This window comes from Thermostichus sp. MS-CIW-30 (assembly GCF_054058015.1).
This window is the reverse complement of record NZ_JBSRZW010000001.1, coordinates 1-18,943: the sequence shown is the minus strand read 5'-3', so window position 1 is coordinate 18,943 and position 18,943 is coordinate 1. Positions and strand designations below refer to the sequence as shown.

18 protein-coding genes, 1 other RNA gene, 2 pseudogenes and 1 CRISPR repeat array are annotated in these 18,943 nt (G+C 57.2%); of the genes and pseudogenes, 11 read left to right on the top strand and 10 right to left on the bottom strand.

Annotation, left to right across the window (positions count from 1 at the left end; genetic code table 11):
• Window positions 1-8 precede the first annotated feature (8 nt).
• From ACVWXW_RS00105 to ACVWXW_RS00090, 4 genes are all read left to right on the top strand, one after another.
• Window positions 9-983, top strand: a complete 975-nt coding sequence (locus tag ACVWXW_RS00105) for a C45 family autoproteolytic acyltransferase/hydolase (protein WP_457402087.1) — start codon at window positions 9-11, stop codon at window positions 981-983.
• Window positions 984-997: 14 nt separating this feature from the next.
• Window positions 998-1,234 (top strand): hypothetical protein, encoded by a 237-nt coding sequence (locus ACVWXW_RS00100; protein ID WP_457402085.1) that lies wholly within the window; start codon window positions 998-1,000, stop codon window positions 1,232-1,234.
• 32 nt (window positions 1,235-1,266) lie between these two features.
• An RNA gene (gene rnpB / locus ACVWXW_RS00095) (RNase P RNA component class A) lies at window positions 1,267-1,696 on the top strand.
• Window positions 1,697-1,905: 209 nt separating this feature from the next.
• On the top strand, window positions 1,906-2,238 hold the full coding sequence (locus ACVWXW_RS00090) for a hypothetical protein (RefSeq protein ID WP_414421964.1): 333 nt from the start codon (window positions 1,906-1,908) through the stop codon (window positions 2,236-2,238).
• A 45-nt stretch (window positions 2,239-2,283) separates the two neighbouring features.
• Here ACVWXW_RS00090 and ACVWXW_RS00085 read toward each other — a convergent pair.
• A pseudogene (locus tag ACVWXW_RS00085) lies at window positions 2,284-2,391 on the bottom strand (TetR family transcriptional regulator); the annotation flags it as partial.
• Between the two features lie 310 nt (window positions 2,392-2,701).
• Here ACVWXW_RS00085 and ACVWXW_RS00080 point away from each other — a divergent pair.
• Window positions 2,702-3,586 (top strand): acyl-CoA desaturase, encoded by an 885-nt coding sequence (locus tag ACVWXW_RS00080; RefSeq protein ID WP_457402083.1) that lies wholly within the window; start codon window positions 2,702-2,704, stop codon window positions 3,584-3,586.
• Window positions 3,587-3,665: 79 nt separating this feature from the next.
• Here ACVWXW_RS00080 and ACVWXW_RS00075 read toward each other — a convergent pair whose 3' ends face one another.
• The 6 genes from ACVWXW_RS00075 to petM all read right to left on the bottom strand — a co-directional run bounded on the left by ACVWXW_RS00075 (window position 3,666) and on the right by petM (window position 7,980).
• Window positions 3,666-3,926 (bottom strand): hypothetical protein, encoded by a 261-nt coding sequence (locus ACVWXW_RS00075; RefSeq protein WP_457402082.1) that lies wholly within the window; start codon window positions 3,924-3,926, stop codon window positions 3,666-3,668.
• A gap of 143 nt (window positions 3,927-4,069) precedes the next feature.
• Window positions 4,070-4,333 (bottom strand): photosynthetic electron transport-dependent transcriptional regulator PedR, encoded by a 264-nt coding sequence (gene pedR / locus ACVWXW_RS00070; RefSeq protein WP_011432496.1) that lies wholly within the window; start codon window positions 4,331-4,333, stop codon window positions 4,070-4,072.
• Window positions 4,334-4,487: 154 nt separating this feature from the next.
• Complete coding sequence (locus ACVWXW_RS00065; protein ID WP_457402080.1) at window positions 4,488-5,747, bottom strand: sensor histidine kinase; 1,260 nt, start codon at window positions 5,745-5,747, stop codon at window positions 4,488-4,490.
• A gap of 72 nt (window positions 5,748-5,819) precedes the next feature.
• Window positions 5,820-6,587 carry an SDR family oxidoreductase gene (locus ACVWXW_RS00060; protein ID WP_457402078.1) on the bottom strand — a complete coding sequence of 256 codons (768 nt, stop codon included), beginning with the start codon at window positions 6,585-6,587 and terminating at the stop codon, window positions 5,820-5,822.
• A gap of 197 nt (window positions 6,588-6,784) precedes the next feature.
• On the bottom strand, window positions 6,785-7,759 hold the full coding sequence (locus tag ACVWXW_RS00055) for a ketopantoate reductase family protein (protein WP_457402076.1): 975 nt from the start codon (window positions 7,757-7,759) through the stop codon (window positions 6,785-6,787).
• Between the two features lie 113 nt (window positions 7,760-7,872).
• Window positions 7,873-7,980 carry a cytochrome b6-f complex subunit PetM gene (gene petM, locus ACVWXW_RS00050; protein ID WP_414329137.1) on the bottom strand — a complete coding sequence of 36 codons (108 nt, stop codon included), beginning with the start codon at window positions 7,978-7,980 and terminating at the stop codon, window positions 7,873-7,875.
• 477 nt (window positions 7,981-8,457) lie between these two features.
• On the opposite strand from petM, the gene psbD reads away from it, so the two are divergent.
• The 3 genes from psbD (at window position 8,458) to cobW (ending at window position 12,280) form a co-directional block, all read left to right on the top strand.
• Window positions 8,458-9,516, top strand: a complete 1,059-nt coding sequence (psbD, locus tag ACVWXW_RS00045) for a photosystem II D2 protein (photosystem q(a) protein) (protein WP_011432491.1) — start codon at window positions 8,458-8,460, stop codon at window positions 9,514-9,516.
• A gap of 187 nt (window positions 9,517-9,703) precedes the next feature.
• Window positions 9,704-11,083 carry a photosystem II reaction center protein CP43 gene (psbC, locus tag ACVWXW_RS00040; RefSeq protein WP_369791763.1) on the top strand — a complete coding sequence of 460 codons (1,380 nt, stop codon included), beginning with the start codon at window positions 9,704-9,706 and terminating at the stop codon, window positions 11,081-11,083.
• A 138-nt stretch (window positions 11,084-11,221) separates the two neighbouring features.
• Window positions 11,222-12,280, top strand: coding sequence for a cobalamin biosynthesis protein CobW (cobW, locus tag ACVWXW_RS00035; protein ID WP_414522466.1), 1,059 nt, complete (start codon window positions 11,222-11,224; stop codon window positions 12,278-12,280).
• Between the two features lie 107 nt (window positions 12,281-12,387).
• Here cobW and ACVWXW_RS00030 read toward each other — a convergent pair whose 3' ends face one another.
• Window positions 12,388-13,344 carry an NAD-dependent epimerase/dehydratase family protein gene (locus tag ACVWXW_RS00030; protein ID WP_457402074.1) on the bottom strand — a complete coding sequence of 319 codons (957 nt, stop codon included), beginning with the start codon at window positions 13,342-13,344 and terminating at the stop codon, window positions 12,388-12,390.
• A 194-nt stretch (window positions 13,345-13,538) separates the two neighbouring features.
• On the opposite strand from ACVWXW_RS00030, the gene ACVWXW_RS00025 reads away from it, so the two are divergent.
• Window positions 13,539-14,567 (top strand): ABC transporter permease, encoded by a 1,029-nt coding sequence (locus tag ACVWXW_RS00025; RefSeq protein WP_457402072.1) that lies wholly within the window; start codon window positions 13,539-13,541, stop codon window positions 14,565-14,567.
• Between the two features lie 24 nt (window positions 14,568-14,591).
• Here ACVWXW_RS00025 and ACVWXW_RS00020 read toward each other — a convergent pair whose 3' ends face one another.
• The gene (locus ACVWXW_RS00020) at window positions 14,592-15,587 is read right to left on the bottom strand and encodes an AAA family ATPase (protein WP_414351630.1); all 996 of its coding nucleotides are present in this window, start codon (window positions 15,585-15,587) and stop codon (window positions 14,592-14,594) included.
• 130 nt (window positions 15,588-15,717) lie between these two features.
• Here ACVWXW_RS00020 and ACVWXW_RS00015 point away from each other — a divergent pair, with 130 nt between their 5' ends.
• On the top strand, window positions 15,718-16,158 hold the full coding sequence (locus ACVWXW_RS00015) for an RrF2 family transcriptional regulator (protein ID WP_414332250.1): 441 nt from the start codon (window positions 15,718-15,720) through the stop codon (window positions 16,156-16,158).
• A gap of 78 nt (window positions 16,159-16,236) precedes the next feature.
• A complete protein-coding gene (locus ACVWXW_RS00010; RefSeq protein ID WP_414351627.1) occupies window positions 16,237-17,151 on the top strand; it encodes a S1 RNA-binding domain-containing protein in 915 nt (304 codons plus the stop codon).
• A 43-nt stretch (window positions 17,152-17,194) separates the two neighbouring features.
• Window positions 17,195-18,743: direct repeats of the CRISPR family, unit length 36 nt; unit sequence GTGCTCAACGCCTTACGGCAATCAGAGGAAAATCAT.
• 28 nt (window positions 18,744-18,771) lie between these two features.
• Here the strand turns inward: ACVWXW_RS00010 and ACVWXW_RS00005 are convergent.
• A pseudogene (locus ACVWXW_RS00005) lies at window positions 18,772-18,943 on the bottom strand (IS5-like element ISSoc13 family transposase); the annotation flags it as partial.

Below are 18,943 nucleotides of genomic sequence, written 5' to 3'. Positions count from 1 at the left end.
CCAGCACCATGTTCCCCATTCTTCATCTGCAGGGGGATCCCCAGCAACGAGGCCAACAGTATGGATCCCAGGCGGCCCAACTCATTCGCCACAGCATTGCTAGTTACGCCCGCCAATTTGCCTACCGCTGTGGTCTCACCTGGCAGCAGGCCCAGACCCAAGCAGAGGGATCCCTGCCCTGGCTAGAGCGCCACGTGCCCCACCTGCTGGAAGAAATCCAAGGCATTGCCGCGGGGAGTGGCTTCCGTTTTGCCGAGATTCTGGCCCTCAATTTGCGCACCGAGATTTTATCCAGATCGGTTGTCGGTGGATCCCATCCCGACTGCGCCGCTGCTCTGGAACACAATCTCCAAAACGGAGTACCCCAGCACCCAGCGGATCCTGCTCATGAATGCAAGGCAATGGAGAAACTCATCGATCCAAACCCAGCCAAGTCAGATGGGGGAGAATGTACTACCCTAGCGGCCTTGCCCCAGGTTACCTCCACCCACCACACCTATCTGGCCCAAACCTGGGATTGGCTTGGGGAGCAGCGCAGGGCCTGTGTGCTGTTGCGCGTTCACTCCGATACCCACCCTGCCTACCTCACCCTGACCGAAGCTGGGATCCTGGCCAAAATCGGCCTCAACCGAGCAGGGTTGGCCGTGGCCCTCAACCTCTTGCGCTCTACCCTAGATGGGCAAACCGAGGGAATGCCGGTGCATTTGCTATTGCGCTTGTTGTTGGAGTGTGAGGAGTGGCAGCAAGCTGTGGAGAGGGTGGGATCCTATCCTTACACCGCGTCCTCTTGTGTCAGCGTTGCGGGTACCGCAGGACAGGCGGTAGGCCTACAGCCCGCTAGTGCAATCAGCTTTGAAATCAGTCCACGAGGAATTGGCCTGCATCTCCCTCAAGGAGGGATCCTCGCCCACACCAATCATTTCCTGGATCCGGCCTTGCGAGAAGATGGCTGCCCCCCCACACAGGATCCTCCACAAGGCTAGAACGGGCCTATCATTTGCTTCGCCAGAGCGCTCAAACCGGAACCCTAGAGGCGGTCACTCTTCAAAAAATCCTACAGGACCGGACGAATGCCCCCCACTGCATCTGCCGCCATCCGGATCCCCATCTGCCCGCCTGGGATCGCACCGAAAGCGTGGCGGCTGTGGTGATGGATTTGAACCGGCAAATCTTACACCTGGCCCCCAACATTCCCGATCAAGTGGAGTTTGTACCGATTTCCGGGATTTTCTAGGTTTGGAAGATGCAGTAGGATCGAGCTGAAGAGAGAGGAGGGGCAGGCGATCGCGTCCTTGCTGTCGCCACCAGACAGCGGGATGAGGAAAGTCCGGGCTTTCAGAAGAACACACCGCTGGGGAAAGCCCAGTGCGGGTAACCGCGAGGATAGTGCCACAGAAACATACCGCCGATGGCTGGGATCCCAGCACAGGTAAGGGTGCAAAGGTGGGGTAAGAGCCCACCAGCAACGTCGTGAGGCGTTGGCTCGGTAAACCCCGGTGGAAAGCAAGGCCGCAGCCGCAGGATCATGGCTGTTCTTCGCCCCTGTCGGTTGCATCGAGGTCACGGTACCCAAAGTGGGGAAGGGTGCTCTCGATGGTGGTGAGCCGCTAGAGGGTGATGGTAACATCACTCCCAGATAGATGATCGCCAGTGCAACTCTGCACTACAGAACCCGGCTTACAACCTCCTCTCTTTTCTATCTGGTCTCTGTTGGGTCACGCCTGCCATCCACAGCTCCACGCAGGCTTGCAGAAGGGGGGGGATCCTGGCGGTTTCGGCGCCTTTCTCTGATTTTTTAGATTTTTCATCCGATAGCTGCCCCTCAACAGAGGGCTCGGTTCCGTCGGCGCCAACGGAAGGCAACTCGGCAGTTACCGCCAACATTGCTGCTCCCAAAATCATTACATGCAAAACCCCAACGGCTGCATAAAGGCGATCTGGCTCGACAGATTGCAACTCAGAGTTGGGAAATCGCCGCAAATACTCTGTCAGCTGTTCTTGGGCCTGAGAAAAACCCATCCGCAAGGCGCGACGATGTTCCTCAGAATAAAGGCCAGCCTCCCCGACCAGGGAGCGCACCAGTTCAGGATTATCGGCCAAAGCCCGAAAACAGGTGTGGACATAGCGCAGGAGAATGGCTTGCAACCCAGAACCTTGAGAGGGGGCGGGATCCGCCTTCAGAGGCAGATCGGCAATGCCGGAAAAAACCCCCAGCTCCCCAAATACGGCCAGGAGTAACCCTTGCTTGGTGCCGAAGTGCCGAAACAGGGTGACCTCATTCACTCCGGCCAAATCCGCAATTTGACGGGTGGTGGTTTGGGTGATGCCCTGACGAACGAACAGCTCCCGAGCCGCATTCAGCAGCCTTTGCCGAGAAGAAGGACGTGCCATAGTGAGGAGAAAACCTGAAGAATTGCGGCGGGCTGCAAGTGACGCTTGCATTTACGGTGGAATACCGCTAGGCTTAATGTCAAGCGAGAGGATGTCGGCAGCGTTGCCTCTGCTCCTCTTCTTCCTGTGTAGCCAAGTTCATCACAGCGGAGCACATAGCAAGTCACCGCTGGCTATGGCGGTGTCTTCAGGGGTTTGACTCCGTTTTCACGTTGGGCCGCTGTTATCCGGCGGCCTTAACTTGGGCTTTGTGTTTTGGCTCTTTCCTAGTCAGTCTAGTCTACTTCTTCTTCTGAGGTTTTGTGGGTTCATGACCACTTCTTTTTCTCGCCAATCGCTGAATCATCCCGCTCCGCTCAATCGGCCCGAGCCCCAAGAGTCCTTTCGGTTTGCTTGGGAACATGTGCTCTTCTTTGCCATCTTTCACGTGGTGGCTTTGGTGGGAGGCATTTTCTTCTTCTCCTGGCCTGCTCTGGGGGTAGCCCTGTTTCTCCACTGGTGTTTTGGTAGCTTGGGCATCTGCCTGGGGTACCACCGCTTGCTCAGCCATCGTAGTTTCCAGGTGCCCAAGTGGCTGGAATATGTCTTCACGACTCTCGGTGCCCTGGCCGTTCAAGGGGGGCCGATCTTTTGGGTGGGCGGCCATCGTCAGCACCACGCCTTCACCGAAGACGAGGAGAAGGATCCCTATTCTGCTCGTAAGGGCTTTTGGTGGAGCCACATACTCTGGCTGATCTACCACCGCGAAGAATTTTTTAACCCTGAGAAGTATTTTGCCTTTGCGCCCGACTTGGCTCGGGATCCCTTCTACCGCTGGCTGGATAGGTATGCTCTGCTTTTGCAACTGCCGTTGGCCGCGATACTCTACCTGCTGGGGGGCTGGTCATTCGTCGTGTACGGTATCTTTGTGCGGACAGTGCTGCTGCTGCATTGTACCTGGTTGATCAACTCGGCCAGCCACTTCTGGGGTTACCGGACTTTCGAGAGCAACGACAATGCCCGTAACCTTTGGTGGGCGGCGATTCTGACCTATGGTGAAGGGTGGCACAACAACCATCATGCCGACCCGAAGTGCGTTAAGGCCGGTTTGCGTTGGTGGGAGATCGACATGACCTACTGGGCCATTTGGCTGTTGGCGAGATTGGGCCTGGCTCGTAAGCTGCACCTGCCTGCCCAAGGCCAAGCTGCTCGCTGAACTGGTTTTTCCCAGACCTTGCAGAGGAATCATCCGGGGATCCCTATCCCTAGGGATCCCTTTTGGGTTGCAGAGAGAGCTAGTCTTCTAAGGGGCTATACTGCCACGCTCCATAGTGGTCAAGAATACGCTTAATTTGTTCTATGTCGGCATCCGGTTCTTGATAAATATGGAGCGCATCTATTTGGCTGTCTTGGTAGCGAAAGGTGGAGTTTTTTTTCCACTCCAGCTCCGTTTTCACCCCTGAAACACAGGCCAAATGAGCAGCCACCTCCCGATAAACCATCAGGGGCATAGAATCGTAGCGAATAGCGTAGCGCTTCATTTTGGGAGTGCTCACGAATGACAGCCCGATCAACGTAGCCCAGGGTATAACTCAAGACAACCCAAGTAACTTCCGGATTATGCAATCACTGCAAAAAGTAAAAGAGTCCTCTATGCAAAACTCTGGGGCGAGGACTTGACCGGCAAAACAGGATAGGACTAAGCAATTTTGTCATCGACCAAAGTGCAGCAGTTTACCTGATCCAGGCAAATCTTTCCCCATTGCAAGGCCCAGCGTACTAAGGCAACCCGATTTGCCGTTCGGGTCTTGCTCAAAATGTTGCTGATGTGATTGTCAACGGTGCGTTTGCTGATCTCTAAGCGTTCCGCGATGTCCTGATTGGTCAGTCCTGCTGCAATCAACTCAATGACCTGCAGCTCCCGTTCGGACAACAAGTCTGCGGAATGATAGTCAGTACCCATTCCGAATGCCTGCTTAAGATGAACTGTAAAGATTACCTACCCCAATTCTAGGGGATCACCCCTGAGATGGACAGCCCTGAAGAAAGGAAATCTTAGGCGATTCTCGTCCAGATTCTGGCTGCGGGCCACCGACGCGAGCGTCTTCGGGCGGGTTTCACAAGGGATCCAGGTGCTTCCGGGGCAGTTCCACCTGAACCCACAGCCCACCGGTTTGCGGGTGATTGCGCAGTTGGATGGTGCCCCCGTGAACTTCGACAATTTGTCGCACAATTGCCAGCCCTAGGCCGGTTCCGCCTTTGCTGCGGGCCCGCGCAGTGTCGGTGCGGTAAAAGGGCTGAAAGACCAACTCAAATTGATCTTCTGGCAGGCCGGGGCCGTGGTCGTACACCTCTAACTGCACCTGGGATCCCTGCTCCGAAAGCACCACGTGGATAGGAGAGTCGGGCTTGCCATACTTGACGGCGTTGTCCAAGAGATTGAGAACGAGGCGGTATAGGCGTTGCTCATCTCCCCAGAGGTAAATCTGGGACAATCCGCTCAGGTGCAGTTCCTGGTGTCGAGGCTTGGCCAACGGCTCTACACTTTGCCAGGCCTCGCGCACCAAACTTGCCAGATCCACCCAACGCCATTGGGAGCGGGATGCGGCTCCCAAATTGAGGGCGCTGAGTTCGAGCAAGTCTTGAACCAAATGGCTCAGGCGCAGAGTTTCATTTAGCAATCGTTCCACCCAGACTGCTTGAGCGGCATCGACCCGGCTTTGTAAAGTTTCGGCCAGCAAGCGAATGGAGGTGAGGGGGGTTTTCAGCTCGTGAGCCACATCCGAAGCCCAGCGATCCCGCTGTTGGGCCAGCATTTTTGCTTCCAGCCGGTCTTCTAAAAAAATGGCCACGTGCGCTTGCGGCAGGAGCAACCCCCAAGCCCGCAGCGGAATCGGTTTGCCATCCCCACCGGAAGGGTAGAAAATCCATTCGCGACTTTGGACAGGAGCAGCGGTCTCCTGTCGGCGGGTAGCCTCGATGAGCTGATCCAACTCATAGGAGCGCACCCATTCCAGCAAGAGCTTGATGCCCGGCTGCCATTGGCTGATGCGCAGCAGGCGCTGGGCGGCAGGATTGCACTCCAGCACCACGTTGTTTTCGTCTACCCGCAGATATCCCCAAGGGAGCCGCTGACTCAGGTATTGCCAGTTTTGCAGTTGCTGTTTTTGGTTGGCCCAATCCAGATCTTGTTGGCGAAGATAACGGCTGAGCAAGCTGAGCATCTGTTCCAGGGAGTGGAGGGGCATGGCCAGATGCACCAGGGATCCTAACCGCTGCAATTCGCATCTGAAACGGCGCCGACTTTGCCACAGCAGGAGCAACGTGCAAAGCAAACCGATTCCCAACCCGATCAGGATCCCGGCTTCCAGTCCCATGTTCCCACCACCTTTGCTGCCATTGTCGCTCAGGGAAGCAAGAGTGGAGGCGAAAGCCCGGTTGCCGACCTCTTATCGACGATGTACGAGGGTGGTACTGGCTTGGTCGGTGGGCACAAGCAAGATCTCGCTGATGTTCACGTGGGGGGGACGGGTTGCCGCAAACACCACCACTTCAGCCACATCCATCGCCGTCAAGGGGGTGAGGCCCTGATACACTGCTGCCGCACGGGCGCGATCCCCACGGAAGCGCACTTGGCTGAACTCGGTTTCCACCAGGCCCGGCTGAATCTCGGTGACGCGAATGGGGGTGCCCAGTAAATCCAGCTTCAGCCCCTCGGAGATGGCCCGCACGGCGGCCTTAGAAGCGCAATACACAGCGCCACCTGGGTAGGTCTGCCGACCGGCAATGGAGCCGATGTTCACCACATGGCCTCGACCTCGCTCCACCATGCCGGGCAAAACGGCGCGGGTAACATAGAGCAACCCCTTGAGGTTGGTATCGATCATCTCTTCCCAATCTTGCAAGGCCCCCATGTGGAGCTTGTCTAAGCCACGACTTAAACCGGCATTGTTGACCAAGATGTCGATGTCGGCCCACGGCGAGGGCAGAGATTGGAGCGCCTGCTGCACGGCTGCCCCATCCCGCACATCCAAAGCCAGCAGGTAGGAAGGAGTGCCGTAAGCCTGCTGCAATTCCCCAGCCAGTTCCTGCAGCCGATCCTGACGGCGGGCCACCAGAATCAGGCGGGCTCCAGAACGGGCAAAAAGGGTGGCACAAGCGGCCCCAATGCCGCTACTGGCTCCGGTGATGAGCACGATGGAGTTTTCAAGCATCATTTGCTAATTCAAATGCTGTGATTTCAGTTGGGTTGAGTCGGAGAAAAATGGACAGCCACCTTCAGCTTCCTCGTCAGTTCGAGGCTACAGCCATTCTAGGAGTTCGAGCCACTTCCCCAGGGGGGAGTCTGGGATCCAGCAAACGAATCGTTTCGCTGCTGTTCGGTAGCGACGCTACCGCTTCCTGCAAAAGCTCCTTAAAGAGAGCGCTCCAGCAGCTTGACACAAGCGTACAGGGTATCCAAATGGGGAGTGGGCACGCCCACTAAACGCCCCAGCTCGGTGATGGCTCCCACAATGGCCTCGATCTCCGTCCGTCGCCCCAGCTCAATATCCTGCAGCATCGAGGTGCGATGGGATCCCACGCGGGCTGCATCTTCTAGCCGCTCTTCCAAAGAGACCGGCAGCCGGATCCCCAGAGCTTGGGCTACAGCCTCAACTTCCCGCATCACCGACCGAACCAGAGCATGGGTGGGTGGGTACTGAGCGATCTCATCTTGAGCAGCTCGGGTGAGGGCGCTGATGGGATTGAAGGCGGCATTGCCCCACAGTTTCTGCCAGATCTCGGCCCGAATCTGCGAGGTGAGGGTGGTGGCAAGCTGCGCCTGTTCAAAGATGGCGGCCAAGGACTGCAGCCGTCCTGACAGGGATCCATCCGGCTCCCCCAGAATGTAGCGCCCACCCCCTGTGTGCAAGACCACTCCTGGCTCTGCCAACTGCACGGCAATGTACACCACACAGCCAATCACCCGCTCTATCGGCAAATGAGCAGCGATAACCCCTTCTGGATCCACGGAAGTCAGGGAATGCCCCTCAAACTCGCCCCCATGCCGGTAAAAGTACCACCAGGGGATACCATTCTGGGCGATCACAATGGGGGTGTCGGGGCCACACAGGGATCCCAGTCGAGGGGCAAGCTGCGGCAAGCTGTGGGCCTTGACCGTCACTATCAGCCAGTCCTGTGGGCCCAGGGCAGCCGGATCGTCGGTGGCCGTCAACCGCTCTACCCAGGTTTGGGAGGGATCCCCCTGCCGGATGAGCTTCAGACCTTGGGTGCGGATGGCCTGCAGGTGAGCTCCACGGGCCACGACACTGACGGGAAAGCCAGACCGAGCCAGGCATATGGCCAAGTGACTTCCCACCGCCCCGGCGCCAACGATACAAATCTTCATGAGTCTATCATCTTTCCGCCACCCACCTCATATCCAGGTGGCCAATTGACATGGAATTGACATGGAGCTGTAACAAGGCCCGATACCGGGCCCGGGAGAAATCCTCGACAGCTTTACTCTGCCCCCCCTTGGGTCACCCTTAGGATCCCATATCCAAGTGCCACGCCCACCAGGGTCAGCACAATGCAGAGTCCAGCAATGGTGAAGATCTCGCCAGCCATAGATTCAGCTTCCTCGCAAATGGGATACATCGCCTTCTCAGGATATCGGATCCCAAGCCCTGGCCTTCACTCCAAGGGTGTAGCGGCCCAAACCCAACTCCTCGAAAAACAGTCGTTCTCCCAGACTTGATGAGATCCGGCTATCCGCCTCTATAATGAAAGCAATTTACAAGTCTTTACCGGCATAGGCTAAGTTGTAATGCCTACAGCCGTAAAACTTGTTTGGTGGCTCTCGAATGGCCCGTTGGGCCTCGCGAGTTGTGGAAACGGTTCTAAGTAAGGTCTTGAAGCGCTAGGGATCCTGACTTAACGGGAAACTCCTGAGCAGTTCTTGCCAAAGAGCCGTTCAAGGAAACTGAGGCAAAAGACCCAGGAGTTGAGTCTTTATACCTAGGCTCCGCTCCTGCTTCGAAGAAGCAAACTTTGTGGTTTCATTAACGTCCTCATTCATTTAGATGTCTTTAAGGAGTAGTTCAGATGACCATAGCGGTAGGGCGCGTGCGTCAGGAGCGAGGATGGTTCGACATCGTCGATGACTGGCTCAAGCGCGACAGATTCGTGTTTATCGGCTGGTCCGGGCTGCTGCTGTTCCCCTGCGCTTACCTAGCCCTGGGCGGCTGGCTCACCGGCACCACCTTTGTGACCTCCTGGTACACCCACGGGTTGGCCAGCTCCTACCTGGAAGGGTGCAACTTTTTGACCGTAGCCGTCTCCACCCCCGCCGACAGCATGGGCCACAGCCTGCTGCTGCTGTGGGGCCCCGAAGCCCAGGGGGACTTCACCCGCTGGTGCCAGATTGGGGGGCTGTGGACCTTTGTGGCCCTGCACGGAGCGCTGGGGCTGATTGGCTTTATGCTGCGGCAATTTGAGATTGCCCGGCTGGTGGGGGTGCGGCCCTACAACGCCATTGCGTTTAGCGCGCCGATAGCGGTGTTTGTGAGCGTGTTTTTGATTTACCCGCTGGGGCAGAGCAGCTGGTTTTTTGCGCCCAGCTTTGGGGTGGCGGGGATTTTCCGCTTTTTGCTGTTTTTCCAGGGGTTCCACAACTGGACGCTGAACCCGTTCCACATGATGGGGGTGGCTGGCGTTTTGGGTGGAGCGCTGTTGTGTGCCATCCATGGGGCGACGGTGGAGAACACCCTGTTTCAGGATGGGGAGGCGGCCAGCACCTTTCGGGCTTTTGAGCCGACGCAGTCGGAGGAGACCTACTCGATGGTGACGGCCAACCGGTACTGGAGCCAGATTTTTGGGATAGCGTTTTCCAACAAGCGGTGGCTGCACTTTTTCATGTTGTTTGTGCCGGTGACGGGTTTGTGGATGTCGAGCATTGGGGTAGTGGGGTTGGCGCTGAACCTGCGGGCGTATGACTTTATCAGTCAGGAGGTGCGGGCAGCGGAAGACCCGGAGTTTGAGACGTTTTACACGAAGAACATTTTGCTGAACGAGGGGATTCGGGCGTGGATGGCGCCGCAGGACCAGCCGCATGAGCGCTTTGAGTTCCCTGAAGAAGTCCTCCCCCGCGGCAATGCGCTCTAAACCCACTGAGCTCGCTCGACTTTAGCTGCGGTAGATCCCTAGAGATCTGCTCTGTGAGGATGAGCGCTTGCCCAAGGGATCCCCTGCCGCGGATCCCAGTGGACAGGGAGCCCAACGGCAGGCGCTCGCGTTAACTAAACTTTTTTTGGTGTCTCTTGTTCCTGACTATCATTGGAGGTTGGTCTCTGTGACCTCGACAACATTTGGTTCTGCAGTGGTGCAAGATCGCACCCAAGGCGGATTTGCCTGGTGGGCTGGGAATGCCCGCTTGATTAATCTCTCCGGTCGGCTTTTGGGCGCCCATGTGGCCCACGCTGGCCTGATCGTCTTCTGGGCGGGAGCGATGCTGCTGTTTGAGGTGGCTCACTTCACGCCGGATCGGCCTATGTATGAGCAGGGCCTGATCCTGATGCCCCACGTGGCCACTCTGGGCTGGGGGGTTGGCCCGGGGGGCGAGGTGATTGACACCTACCCCTACTTTGTCATCGGGGTGCTGCACCTGATCTCCAGCGCCGTGCTGGGGTTGGGGGGCATTTATCACGCCATTCGCGGCCCAGAAACTCTGGAGCAGTCTTTCCCCTTCTTCGGCTACGACTGGAAAGACAAGAACAAGATGACCACCATCCTGGGGATCCACCTGATCCTGTTGGGGTTGGGGGCTTTCTTGTTGGTGGCCAAGGCCATGTGGTTTGGCGGTGTCTATGACACCTGGGCTCCAGGAGGTGGCGATGTGCGGGTGATCACCAACCCCACCTTGAACCCCGCCGTGATCTTCGGCTACTTGTTCAAATCTCCCTTTGGTGGGGAAGGCTGGATCATCAGCGTTGACAACATGGAGGATGTGATCGGCGGCCACATTTACATCGGCATTATCTGCATTGCCGGTGGGATCTGGCACATCCTCACCAAGCCCTTCGGTTGGGCCCGCCGCGCCTTCATCTGGTCTGGGGAGGCCTATCTCTCCTACAGCTTGGCGGCGGTTTCCCTGATGAGCTTCATTGCCACCTGCTACATCTGGTTCAACAACACCGTCTACCCCAGCGAGTTCTACGGCCCCACTGGCCCAGAAGCCTCGCAAGCGCAAGCCCTCACCTTCATCGTGCGCGACCAGCGCCTGGGGGCGAACATTGGCCAAGCCCAAGGTCCCACCGGTCTGGGTAAATACCTGATGCGCTCCCCCACGGGCGAGATCATCTTCGGCGGCGAGACGATGCGCTTCTGGGATGTGCGGGCTCCCTGGAAAGAGCCGCTGCTGGGCCCCAATGGCCTGGACTTGGATAAGCTGAAGAACGACATCCAACCTTGGCAAGCTCGCCGTGCGGTGGAGTACATGACCCACGCGCCGCTGGGATCCCTGAACTCGGTGGGTGGTGTGGCTACCGAGATCAACACGGTGAACTTCACCAGCCCCCGCACCTGGTTGGCTGCTCACAACTTCATCTTCGGCTTCCTGTTCTTTGTTGGCCACCTGTGGCATGCCGGTCGCGCTCGCGCTGCCGCTGCTGGCTTTGAGAAAGGGATCAGCCGCGAGAACGAGCCGGTTTACCGGATGAAGCCGATCCGCTAACTTTGGGTTAGCACAACGGTCTCAATGGTTTGGCTTGGCCCCCATACCGGGGGCCTTTTTTTTGGGCATCCCCCCCTGAAGGATTGGCAGAAAGAAAGTTTGGGGTGGAAACTGAAGAGCGCTGAGTCATCAGAGCAGATGCACAAGATCCCTGTTACCGTCATCACCGGATTTCTGGGATCCGGCAAGACCACGGTGATCCGTCACCTTTTGCTCAACAACCAGGGCCGCCGCATTGCCGTGTTGGTGAATGAGTTTGGCGAAGTGGGCATCGACGGCGAGTTGCTGCGGGATTGCCAACTTTGCGAGGGAGAGGGATCCATCCCCATTTTGGAGCTGGCCAACGGCTGCCTCTGTTGCACGGTGCAGGAGGAGTTTTTGCCCACCATGGAAGCTCTGTTGCAGCGGCGGGCGGAGCTAGACTGCATTTTGATTGAAACCTCAGGACTGGCCTTGCCCAAGCCCCTGGTGCAAGCTTTCCGCTGGCCCACCATTCGTACAGGCGCCACGGTGGATGCGGTGATTACGGTGGTGGATGGTCAGGCTCTGGCCTCCGGGCAACTGGTGGGGGATCCGGCGGCCCTGGAGGCGCAGCGGCAGGCTGACGAAAGTTTGGACCATGAGACTCCGCTTGAGGAATTGTTTGAGGATCAGTTGAGTTGTGCCGATTTGGTGGTGCTCACCAAGGTGGATCAGATCTCTTCTGAGCAACAGGCGCAAGTGGAAAGCTGGCTGCGCCGGCGGTTGCCCCCTGGGATCCAAATTCTCCCCTGTGAGCGGGGCCAGGTCTCCCCAGAAGTGCTCTTGGGCTTTAATGCAGCGGTGGAAGACCAGCTCGAGCGCCGCCCCAGCCACCACGATCACGGGGAGGAGCATGAGCACGAAGCTTTTGAGTCTTTCTACCTCAGCTTGGAGGGAGGTTATGAGCCGGGATCCCTGGTGGCTCAGCTACGCCAGTTGGCCCAAGAGGAATGTCTTTACCGGATAAAAGGGTTTGTGGCCGTTCCCCACAAGCCGATGCGCCTGGTGCTGCAGGGGGTGGGATCCCGATTTGAAACCTACTACGACCGCCCCTGGCGACCCCAGGAGCCGCGCTTGACCCGACTGGTGCTGATTGGGCAAAACCTCAACCGCGAGCGCATTGCCGCCCAGCTCCAGGCCTTGGCCATCAGAGAAACGGTGGCCCCCACCGGCTGATCCCTGTCTCAAGTTGTGGTTGCTTCTGGGCATTGACGCGCTCGCGCAGGCAGGCTACAGGCCCTCACCCCCAGCCCCTTTCCCAAAGAGGGAGGGGCGCAGGTACCTCAAAGGTAGACGTCCAGAAGGGAAGCTAGGGTGGGAAATCGGCAGCGCAAACCCAGCGTTTCTGGGGAAAGGGCCGGGTAAACAAAGTGGCGGTGGCGCAGACAGAACTCGTCCCACTCAGAAAGCTGCACCCGAAAGAGGAAGGCCAGGGCGCGAACGAGAGCCGGGGGCAGAGGCACTCGGAAATAGATCCGTTTTTTGAAATAAGCACACATCTGTTCCACACATTCATCCCAGGAGAGGGGGGGATTGCCCAACACCCAATCGCCGCCACCAGGCAGATGGGCCACCCAATAGGCCACCATCTCGGCCACATCGGCAGCGTGGATAAAGTGGAAGCTGGCATCCACCCGCAAAAAGCGGATCAGATCCAGCCAGCGGAGAACGTCCTTGAGGCCGGCAGTGATGTGGGAGTAGGGGTGGTGGGGGCTGCCGCCAAAGAGCAGGGTGGGATAAAGGGTGAGCAGGCGCTCCGGCCAGAAGCCGCTTTCCTGCCGCCGCAGCAGCATCTCGTACTTGCTGCGGATGTAGTCGGTGCCGGCCCGTCCGGCGATGGCCAAAGGCTCCAGGGCCTGGTTTAAAAGGCTGGCTGTGGAAAAGTAGATCACCTGCTGACAGCGCTCCGGATCCAACAACTGAAAGAGCTCCAGGGTGTGGGTAACATTCACGGCCCAAGCCAGGGTGGGATCCCCCCAGGCTGCCGCCATGTGGATCAGCCCATCCATCTGCCGCAGCAGGGCAGCCTGTTCCCGGATGCGCAGGAGATCCCCGGGCACCAGGGTGATGGGGGCAGGGAGTCGTTCCAGGGGTAAACGCAAGCGGCTGGTGTTGCGGATGAGCACGTACAGGTGGTAGGCCGGCTGCTCAGGAAACTCGGGATCCCTTTGCTGGGCCAGGCGCTCCAACACATAGTGCCCTAGGCAGCCGCTAGCGCCGGTAAGAAACAGGTTTCGCAAGAGGTCTTCCCAACGGGACTCGATGAAAAAAGCTTCTGACTAGTGTACCGCCTCAGCTTCCGTCTGCCGGAATTCCCCTGTAGGAGAGCCGCTCGACTGGGCAAACCCCACACTGGAAATTTGCCCGCAAGGATGTCAGCATAGTTCGACAAGAATCCAACTCAAAGAGCATATCCGAATATCCATCTGCATCTGTGGCTGTAACCTCTTCTCCGCCTTCCCGTTCCCGCGCTTTTGGCCTTTGGCCGCCGCTGGCCTTGGTTTTGCAGCGGCTGACCCAAGCGGTGCCGGTGCTGCTGTTGATCACGCTGCTCAGCTTTTTGCTCTTGCAGCTGGCCCCCGGAGATTTTTTGGATCCCTTGCGGGCGGATCCCAGTGTCAGCCAGGAGTTTATTGCCCAAGAGGAAGCGCGGCTGGGGTTGGATAAGCCCTTGGTTTGGCAGTACTTGACCTGGCTGGGCAACCTGCTGCAAGGGGATTTCGGGGTGAGCTACACCTATCGCGTGCCGGTAGCACAGCTCATCCTCTCCCGCGCCGGCGCTACCTTGCTGTTGGCGGTGTCCTCTGTTCTGCTGACTTGGCTGATCGCCATTCCCCTTGGGATCCTGGGGGCGCTGCGGCAGAACACCCCCCTGGATCGGGCGTTGCAGTTGCTCAGCTACCTGGGCCAGGCCATGCCCAGCTTCGTGCTGGCCATTTTGCTGCTAATTGTGGCCCAAAACGTGAGCTGGCTGCCGGTAGGGGGGATGACCAGTGTTTATTTTGCCGAGCTTAGTTTGGGGGAAAAGTTGCTGGATCTGGGCCGCCACCTGCTCCTGCCCACGCTGGCCCTGAGCATCACCAGCTTTGCCGGGCTGCAGCGGATTACGCGCGGCAATTTCTTGGATGTGCTGCGGCAGGAATACATCCAGGCGGCGCGGGCCCGTGGGATCCCAGAGTGGCGGGTGATCTGGTTGCACGCGCTGCGCAACGCCGTCAACCCCTTGATCACGATCTTGGGCTTTGAGTTTGCCAATCTGCTCAGCGGCTCTTTTATTGCCGAGTTTTTCTTCAATTGGCCGGGGCTGGGCAAGCTGCTCTTGGAGGCTGTTCAAAGTTTCGACATCAATGTGGTGATGGCGGGGCTTCTGCTGGGGGCCGTGATGCTCATTCTGGGCAATTTGTTGGCCGATTTGCTCCTGATGTGGGTGGATCCCCGGATCCGACCCGACTCACTGCTGTAGTTAACCATTGCTGCTACGGATCCCTCAAACAGGCGGCTCAATTGTGGAGACAATATCCCGAATCACCGCCTCAGCCTCTTGCCGTCGGTTGCCGGCCATCTCTCCCGACCCGGCCAGAGAAACCCGATGGGTCAGTACCGGCACGAACAGTGCTTGCAGATCTTCTGGTAGACAAAAGCTGCGCCCTTTCACCAGCGCCTGAGCCCGTGCTGCCCGCGCCAAGGCCAGGGCTCCACGGGTGGATACCCCCGCCCGCAGCAGCTTGGACACGCGAGTGGCCTGCACCACCTGCAGAAGATAGTCCGCCAGGGATCCATCCAAATACACTTGATCCACCGCCGACTGAATCTCCCGCAACTCCATCAGGGAGAGAACCGGCTGCAGATCATCCACCGGCTCGGCCTGTTGCCGTTGCAAGAGTAAAGCTCGCTCTACCTCAGGGCTGGGGTAGCCAATCGACAGCCGCACCAAAAACCGATCCAACTGGCTTTCTGGGAGGGGATAGGTGCCGTGGTACTCCAAAGGATTTTGGGTGGCCAACACCATAAATGGGCTGGGCAGCGGGTAGGTGCGATCGTCCAGCGAAACCTGCTTTTCCGCCATTGCCTCCAGCAGGGCACTTTGGGTGCGGGGCGAGGTGCGATTGATTTCATCCGCCAAGACCACGTGGGCAAAAATGGGGCCGGGACGAAATTCAAAATCCCCTTTTTCTTTGTTGAAAAGGGTGAGGCCAAGGATATCTGTCGGCAATAGGTCGCTGGTAAATTGAATCCGCTGAAACTTGGCTCCCAAACTGTGGGCGATGGCCCGCGCCAAAGTGGTCTTGCCTACACCGGGTACATCTTCAAGCAAAACATGACCTTCCGCAACCAAGGCCGTGACCACCGCCTGCACCACCTGCGATTTGCCCTGAAACACGGATTCGATATTGGCAATCAGCTTGCCAATCTGTTGGTGCAAGGTTTGTAATCGCTCCGCTGGGATCCGTGCTGAACCAGACCGGGTGCTGACACTCGCCATAAACCATTCCCAAAGGGGCCTATTCCACCTTACAGGCTGGATCCCATTGCCAGCTCAGGGCGGGATCCCGCTAAACCCCAGTGAAAAACCGGAGTATCATAGACCTAAGCCCTCCACAAGGATGGATATCTTGGAACTGTCTTGCAAAAGTGAATATGCTCTCCTGGCCCTTCTGGAATTGGCCCAGCACTACAGCGATGGCCAGGTGCTGCAGATTAAAGAAATTGCGGCTCATCAGTCCATACCCGACCGCTACTTGGAGCAATTGCTGGCCACCTTGCGCAGACAGGGGTTGGTGCGCAGCCAACGGGGATCCAAGGGAGGCTACTTCCTGGCCCGAGCACCCTGGCAGATCTCGCTGCTGGATGTTATCCAGGCCATCGAGGGGGAAGATCTCACCCGCTCCCGCGACTTGCCCTCGGGCGATCTCACCCCAGAGCGGGAAGTGCTCCTGAAGGCCTGGCAAGATGCCCAAGCTGCGGCGGTAGCCATTCTCCAGAAGACCACCCTACAAGACCTCTGCGACCGGCAGGCACAACAGCAACAAGCTCGGCTCATGTACTACATCTAGGCCAGAGGCTGGAGCTGGGATCCTTGGAAGGTTTTGGGTTATCCTGAAACCCACTGCTTTTTGAATTGAGCCCTTTCCATGACCGTTCGCTCTTCTCGCTCTCAGGCTGCCGATACGTTTTCTGCGGAAGATTTTGCCCAGGCTTTAGACAAGCAAAACCTCAGCTTTCAACCGGGGCAGGTGGTGCAAGGCCGCATCTTCCAACATCAGAACGATGGCGCTCTGGTGGATATTGGCGGCAAATCCCCGGCCTTTTTGCCCCTCAAGGAAGCAGGGATCCGCCCAGGGGAAGATTTGAGTGCGCTCTTTCCTTTAAAGACAGAAGCCGAGTTTCTCATCCTGCGGGAAGATGCAGAAGGACAAATTGTGCTCTCGGCGCGGCGGCTGAGGCTGAAGCGGCTTTGGGAAGAGCTGGCCCAGAAGCAAGCCAACGGCCAGACGGTAACCGTTCCGGTGATCGCCACCAACAAAGGGGGGGTGGTGGTGGATGTGCAGGGGCTGCGCGGCTTCATTCCCCGCTCCCACCTCAGCCAACGGGAAAGTCTGGAGGAGTTGGTGGGGCAATCCTTGACAGCAAGCTTTATCGAGGTGAACCCAGAAGCCAACAAGCTGGTGCTCTCCCAAAGGGCGGCTGTAAAGTCCGAGAACCTGAGCCGCTACACCAGTGGCCAAGTGGTGGAAGGCAAAGTCAGCGGACTAAAACCCTTCGGTGTGTTTGTGGACTTGGAAGAAGGGGTAACCGGGCTGTTGCACATCAAGCAGGTCAGCCAAAGTTTTGTAGCCTCGCTACCGGATTTGTTCAAACCAGGCCAACGCATCAAAGCTGTTGTCATCGATGTGGATGAGGCCAAGGGACGGATGGCCCTCTCCCTGCGGGTGCTGGAAAAGCATCCGGGCGAGGTGCTGGAGCAGCTGGACAGGGTTATGGAGGAGGCCGAAGAGCGGGCCGGTAAACTCAAGGGGAGAATAACATCCGACGGCCAAGTCATCTGATCCCATCTCTGCCTCGAGTTCGGATGCAAAACCTGCAGAGGGAAAGCAAGACGCCTTACGGCAATCAGAGGAAAATCACTGGAAGGTGGATCCTGGCTCAGACTTGAGTTCTGCGTGCTCAACGCCTTACGGCAATCAGAGGAAAATCACGCTGGATCTTCCTGACACTTACAGTCAGGAACTGCCCGTGCTCAACGCCTTACGGCAATCAGAGGAAAATCACCCGGTAGCGCGGGTACCCACCTAGGCAAGTACGGGTGCTCAACGCCTTACGGCAATCAGAGGAAAATCACCTGGAAGGCGAGGCTTGTCGGAAGGGGCAGTCTTTCTTGTGCTCAACGCCTTACGGCAATCAGAGGAAAATCACCCGAACCGGCCTAGTCGGTAAGCCCTTGGCTTTGCGGAAAGGTGCTCAACGCCTTACGGCAATCAGAGGAAAATCACGGGCCATAGTATCCCTATAAAGACAACAGGGCCTACGTGCTCAACGCCTTACGGCAATCAGAGGAAAATCATTCGAACCCTTGCGCAGAGGGAATTTCTGATCTAAGTGCTCAACGCCTTACGGCAATCAGAGGAAAATCATGATCAAGAGGTTGACAAAAGGAGTTGAATACAATAGGTGCTCAACGCCTTACGGCAATCAGAGGAAAATCATCCGATCACGTTGCCGACGAATTCCCGACGCTGCACGGTGCTCAACGCCTTACGGCAATCAGAGGAAAATCATATCTAGGGGGATGGGGGGTACTAGAGTACCTACCCCGTGCTCAACGCCTTACGGCAATCAGAGGAAAATCATAACCATGCTTAATAACAAGATTGGCTAACTTGAGAGGTGCTCAACGCCTTACGGCAATCAGAGGAAAATCATCCAAGGATCCGCGCCGCGGATGCACGCGAGTAAACGTGCTCAACGCCTTACGGCAATCAGAGGAAAATCATGTCCAGGTCCCAATACCCTCATGGGCCCCATCCTAGTGCTCAACGCCTTACGGCAATCAGAGGAAAATCATTCGCGTCACCTCAGTTGACCGGATCCATCCGATCAGTGCTCAACGCCTTACGGCAATCAGAGGAAAATCATGCTCCGGAGACTCTCCCTCGTCCTCAAGGGGCCATCGTGCTCAACGCCTTACGGCAATCAGAGGAAAATCATCCATAGTACCTGGCCTGATCTAGAAGGGCTTTGATGTGCTCAACGCCTTACGGCAATCAGAGGAAAATCATCTTCACGTACCCCTTACCAAAGTAGGATGGGCGCACCATGTGCTCAACGCCTTACGGCAATCAGAGGAAAATCATTTAGGAAGTCATGCGCATATCTAACTTCATATGGCAGTGCTCAACGCCTTACGGCAATCAGAGGAAAATCATCAGAATGCGCCTGAAAGTTATTGGGAAGACACAGTGTGCTCAACGCCTTACGGCAATCAGAGGAAAATCATATCCCATCAACTTTGATGCCCAGAGACTTTTGCCAGTGCTCAACGCCTTACGGCAATCAGAGGAAAATCATACGCCACTCTTGCCGGCGAAAACGCCACTCTCGTTAGGTGCTCAACGCCTTACGGCAATCAGAGGAAAATCATGCAGATAGAGCTAGGTTGTATTGATCTTTCATTTGAGCCAAAAGAGAGCACTGACGAGATAGAGAAAACTCAAGAAGTTCCTGGCCAATTTGTCAAAACGAGAACATAGATGCCGGTACTGCTTTAACTTATGAAAAAAGCATTCGATTAAATGCCTCTCTTGATACAGATGCTTGTCATAATGCCGCTGCGTCTTTCTA